The 5,428-nt window shown below is 51.5% G+C and carries 6 protein-coding genes; all 6 read right to left on the minus strand.

The window, feature by feature from the left end:
• The coding region (locus ACRCZA_RS13010) for a type II secretion system protein (RefSeq protein WP_438674845.1) at nucleotides 1-182 on the minus strand (182 nt) is incomplete at its 3' end.
• 93 nt (nucleotides 183-275) lie between these two features.
• On the minus strand, nucleotides 276-899 hold the full coding sequence (locus tag ACRCZA_RS13015) for a pilus assembly FimT family protein (RefSeq protein WP_438674846.1): 624 nt from the start codon (nucleotides 897-899) through the stop codon (nucleotides 276-278).
• Between the two features lie 76 nt (nucleotides 900-975).
• A complete protein-coding gene (locus tag ACRCZA_RS13020) occupies nucleotides 976-1,467 on the minus strand; it encodes an MSHA biogenesis protein MshF (protein ID WP_438674847.1) in 492 nt (163 codons plus the stop codon).
• 48 nt (nucleotides 1,468-1,515) lie between these two features.
• On the minus strand, nucleotides 1,516-2,736 hold the full coding sequence (locus tag ACRCZA_RS13025; RefSeq protein WP_438674848.1) for a type II secretion system F family protein: 1,221 nt from the start codon (nucleotides 2,734-2,736) through the stop codon (nucleotides 1,516-1,518).
• Between the two features lie 2 nt (nucleotides 2,737-2,738).
• On the minus strand, nucleotides 2,739-4,499 hold the full coding sequence (locus ACRCZA_RS13030) for a GspE/PulE family protein (RefSeq protein ID WP_438674849.1): 1,761 nt from the start codon (nucleotides 4,497-4,499) through the stop codon (nucleotides 2,739-2,741).
• Nucleotides 4,496-5,428: tetratricopeptide repeat protein (locus ACRCZA_RS13035; RefSeq protein WP_438674850.1), on the minus strand; the 933-nt coding region annotated here is incomplete at its 5' end. The genes ACRCZA_RS13035 and ACRCZA_RS13030, both read right to left, overlap by 4 nt.

The raw sequence follows: 5,428 nt of genomic DNA on the forward strand, positions 1-5,428 counted from the left end.
GCAGCTTTTGAATAAACCAAGCTATTTGCACCTTGAATTGAGGCCTTCAAGCCATTTAAAGCTGATACGCGCGCATCGCCTTGCAGGTTAATAAACTTAGGCGCAGCGGTGACTGCAAGAATACCTAAGATAATGATCACGACGACTAATTCGATTAAGGTAAAACCTTGTTGTTTTTTCATATAAAACGACCCTTTTGTGAAAACCAATTAATTAAATCACTTGTAAACAAACTTAACAATAAACTCATTCGCTCATGCTATTAACACAGCAAATTAAGGCGTAACTGGGGGTTGGGTAAAACTTAACACTTTCCCGGTTCCGGGGTTATAGATCACCCCTCTCGCTCCAGGACTCGATAAATTCGGAGCAGGAGTAGGAACGCCGGTGGTTGGATCTAACACGAGTGAGGCCACTTGGTGGTACACGCACAAATCTAACCCACTCACTGGTAACCCATTAATACTATTTGAGCTACCACCGACACCGTCAATCATTGTGACCGTGTATTGCTGATGACGAGCATCATCAGTGTAAAGCACATTACGCGGCGCACTTTGCAGTACGGTATTAAATACCTGCTGACAGCTTGCATCCGTCATCGCCGTCGCATCCTTCACCGACATCCCCGTTGGATAACCAAAACGGGGGTCGAGGCTAATTGTGGTGCCATCAAGCATCACGCTATTCCCTGTACGGCCGTCGACCTCCCATTGTGAGCGCACAAAGCTCACAGCAGCAGAAAGACCGCCCGCCACGCCGTCGACACTGGCATCCTTGGCATCATCAGTCACGTTTAAAAACCGTGGGATAGCCGTGGCCGCGAGCAGTCCCAAAATGACGATCACAATGACCAGTTCAATTAATGAAAAACCATGATGATATCGCTGTGTCTTCACTTGATTGCTCCTAGATAGAAAGCCGCAGATTATAACAGCGTAATGCCGACTAAACTGCGCGTTATTTAACACTCTTTTACTGCGATGCCAAAAAAATGACCCTGCCAAAATCCTGTTGGTAGCTGAAGCCATCGCCGTTTTGGGTGTGAAAATGGCAGCTATTATCCTGCGCCACATACTCTGCCACTAAGGCATTCACCTTAAGTTCCGTCCCCATTAATTGCTGCCACAATTGCTGGCAACCTTGGCCATCTGGCGAGGGCGGCGCGGGCCAACCGAACTCATTCATCGTCACCACGCTGGGTTGATGATGCGGGTGATGCGCAAATGCTTGCCAAGTGAGTTGCAGTTGGGAAGGCTTACCCAGAGATAACCATTGGGCGCGAACCATCGCTAACACATTTACCCAGCGAGAATGCTGCTGCTCGAGGGGCCCCGCGCTCAGCGGCGGTAAGCGCGAGAAATATTTTATCCCAATTACCGCCACTATCACCAAGACCAGCGTCAAGGTGACCATGCAGCCATACCCACGCAGCAGCTTATGTTCTGCCTGTTGTTGACGTTGCATCTAGGCACACACTTTACAATACAACGTGTTGTTTGGGCGCCGTCATCATTATTTGCCCCCCTTAACCACGTTTAACATATCCCACATGGGCAGGTAGATCCCGAGTGCTAACACCAATACGATTACCGCCACGATACCGATGAGGATGGGCTCTAATTTGGCGGTGAGGTTTTTAAGATCATAATCGACCTCACCCTCATAAAAATCGGCCGCATCATTTAACAGGTGATCAATCTGCCCTGTTTCTTCCCCCACGGCCACCATCTGCAACACTAAAGGGGTAAACAATTGGCTGTGTTTAGAGACCCTGAGCACGGAGTCGCCTGATTCAATCCCGCGGCGCATGCCGACAATGCTATCGTGCATGTACGCGTTATCCACGGCATCGGCCACCAAACTTAACGCTTGGGTCATCGGCACCCCGGCACTGAGCATCATCGAAAAACTGCGACAATAACGGGACAAGGTTGAGCGCTCGATAATCGAGCCAACCACAGGGATACGCAATTTCCACTTATCCCATTGCTTTTCACCCCGCTCACTGTGGTGCCAATAGCGGATGCCAATCATCCCGACCACGAGGCTCATTAACATCAGCGGCCAATAATGGACAAAAAATTGCGATGTGCCGATTAAGACTTTAGTGGCCCAAGGCAAATCGGCCCCGAACCGACTAAACATGTCGGCAAATTTGGGGATCACCATCATATTGAGGATCACCATCGCAAGTGCAATCGAGATCAACACAAACAGGGGATAACGCATTGCCGCTTTAATGCGGCGACGGGTTTCCTGTTCACGCTCGATATAGCCTGAAAGCTGCAAAAAGGCCTCTTCGAGCTTGCCGGTATTTTCTCCCACATGCACCATAGCGACAAACAGCGCATTAAACACCTCGGGATGCTGGTTCATGGCGGAGGATAAAGGCCGCCCCGCCGTGAGCTGCTCAGAGATATCATTCAGCGCCTGTTTCATCCGCTCGGTGCGCGCGGTTTCTGATAGCCCCGCAATGGCACGCAACATTGGAATGCCAGCACGAGTCAGCGAATACATTTGCCGAGTGAAGATCTGTAGCTCGTCTAAGCTGACTTTACCGCGCCAGAGCTGAGCCACAGAAAAGGTGCGGGTGCTTTTCATTGTCTCCACTTCAAGGGGAATAATGCCTCGCGCCAGCAGCATATCCGCCGCCGCGCTTTGGGAGCTGGCATCCAATTGCCCGGTGATGGCTTGGCCCTGCCCATTACGGCCACGGTATTGATATACAGGCATGATTACGCCTCAGTTTCGACTTGACCGGCGCCCGCTTGCGCATGCCCCGGCGGTAATTCACTCACATCTTCCATCAGCTTGGCGACCTCTTCAATCGTCGTCATGCCTTCACTTAAATATTGCAGAGCTGATTCAGCCAACGGAGTAAAATGTGGGCTGGCATAGGCCGCACGCGCAAAATGTTGCGGATCCCCGCTACGCATGGCATCGATCATGGCTTCGTCCAATTCGAGCATTTCAAAAATACCAATACGCCCACGATAGCCACTGCCATTGCAGCTCTGACAGCCTGTCCCCACCTTGAACCTCGCACGCGAAAAATCCATGGCACTCACACTCGCCAGCCACGCCTTTTCTTGCACTGTGGGCTGATATTCTACGCCGCAGTGATAACATACTCGCCGCACTAAACGCTGAGAAATAATCACCCTCAGGGCGCTCGCCACCAAATAACTTGCCGCTCCCATATCAAGCAAACGCAGGGCGCTGGTTACCGCATCATTGGTATGCAGGGTCGAGAGCACAAAATGCCCCGTTAACGCCCCACGTAGGCCAATTTCAACCGTTTCATGATCGCGCATCTCCCCGACCATAATAATGTCTGGGTCTTGGCGTAAAGTGGTACGCAACACGTTAGAAAAATCGAGGCCAATCTTATGGTTAACTTGAACTTGGTTAATCCTCGGCAATTGGTATTCCACCGGGTCTTCTACCGTAATTATCTTGCGATCCGCAGTATTGAGCTCACTTAAGATGCCATACAAGGTGGTGGTTTTGCCGCTACCCGTGGGGCCCGTCACCAATAACATGCCGTGCGGCCGCTGAATCTGCTTGCGGATCCGCGCCAAAATCGCCGGTGGCATACCGGTTTCATTGAGCGTTAACAAACCTGCCGACTGATCGAGTAAACGCATCACCACTGATTCGCCGTGATAAATCGGCATAGTCGACATCCGCACATCAATCTTATGGCCTTTGATGTCCATGTGAAAACGGCCATCCTGCGGTAAACGTTTCTCCGAAATATCAAGCCCTGCCATCAACTTAAGCCTTAGCACTAACGCGGCGGCGATGTTGACTTCCTTCAAAATGGTCTCATGTAACTGCCCATCGATCCGCTGCCGGATCCGCAGCACCTTTTCTCCCGGCTCGATATGAATATCTGAGGCGCGCATTTGTACTGCGTCTTCAAAAATCGACTGCAGCAACTTGACGACTGTGGTTTCATTATCGCTATCGCCCGCAGTTAAACTGGCTAAATCAAACAACTTATCGGCGGCATATTCCTCTTCAAGCTTACCGGCAATTTGTGCGATTTGTTCCGTGCGCCGATACAAATGATCAAACGCCTCTAGCAGCTGCTGCTCTGGCGCGACGGCAACCGTCAAGCGCTTAGGCGCGAGCACCATTTCTAAGTAGTCCAGCGCCTGCAAGTCAGCAGGGTCACTCATCGCCACTAACACGTTGTCGCCATTATCTTCTACCGCAAGCGCACGAAAACGCCGGGCCTGCACTTCGGGGATAAGTTGCACCACCGCCGCTAACATAGGCCGCTTACTGATATCCAATAACGGCAGATTGAGTTGATGGGCGAGAAACTGCAGCAGCTGTTGTTCACTAATGGCTCGCATATCAATCAGCGTACGCCCCAATTTGTGCCCAGTATCACGCTGCTGTGACAATGCCTGTTGCAATTGCTCGGCACTGATAATGGATTCTTGTACCAGCAAATCGCCTAACCGCATCTTTAATTTAGGTTTCATTGGCTATCTCCTAATTGAGTTAAGCGCTGTTCAATAAAGGCGGTCGCCTGTGATGACAGTCCTGCATGGGTTAACGCGGTGCGGTAGGCTTGGCGTGCATGATGATATTGTTGCTGAGAATCAAGGGCGTAAGCTAAGCCCATCCACCATTTTCCCTGCCGGGGTTCTTGCTGTAATAGTTTACGATAGGCTTGCTCTGCCAAAGCAAATTGTCCCTGTTTTTGGGCTAAATCGGTTTGCGCCAACCATTTTTGCCGAGCTAACTCATGATCATCAGGGATCAACTCTAGGCTTGCTAGCGCCTCTACCCCATCGCCCTTAGCCTGCTGCACCCGAGCTAATAACAGTGCAAATTCAAATTCTTGTGGATAAAGCAATATTCCTTGGGCGAGTACGGCGCTCGCCTGTGACCATTGTTCTTGGCCATAGAGCAACGCTGCTTGCTGCTTACGAGCAGCATGTAAACCCGGGGTCAGCGTTAAGGCCTGCTGATAATGGTTAATAGCCTGACGAAGCTCGCCCTGCCCCTCTGCGGCTTTGGCCAAAGCCAGCTGTTTTTGCGCTAATTGCGGGGGCGTCAAACTCACCTCGGTCACCGTCATCGCGCGCTCAGCTTGTGGATAAGCGGCACTGGCGGTATTGGCTGTATTGACAGCACCGCTTACATTCGCGGCGCCGAGGCTGTTAACCGCGGCGCTGCTGGCTGCACTCTCTAGTGCAGTATTAGCGCTCACCATTGCAGTATTTGTGTTCACCATTGCAGAATTAGCACTCACCACTGCAGCGCTGGGCTCTGGTGTGGCGACCGGCGTTGCGGCTGCGGCGCTAACACCAGAACTCGTCACTAGCGCCGGGCTGCTTGCTACAGCGTTTTTCGTCGCAATGGCGCGCGCATCCACAGCCGCAGTTGTTGGCGCAGCGCTATACTC

This window comes from Shewanella sp., assembly GCF_051658185.1.
GTDB lineage: Bacteria > Pseudomonadota > Gammaproteobacteria > Enterobacterales > Shewanellaceae > Shewanella.

What these genes read in the sequence shown, in the direction of transcription:
- ACRCZA_RS13020 (WP_438674847.1), bottom strand. Translation starts at nt 1,467, where the DNA reads ATGCAACGTCAACAACAGGCAGAACATAAGCTGCTGCGTGGGTATGGC.
- ACRCZA_RS13025 (WP_438674848.1), bottom strand. Translation starts at nt 2,736, where the DNA reads ATGCCTGTATATCAATACCGTGGCCGTAATGGGCAGGGCCAAGCCATC.
- ACRCZA_RS13030 (WP_438674849.1), bottom strand. Translation starts at nt 4,499, where the DNA reads ATGAAACCTAAATTAAAGATGCGGTTAGGCGATTTGCTGGTACAAGAA.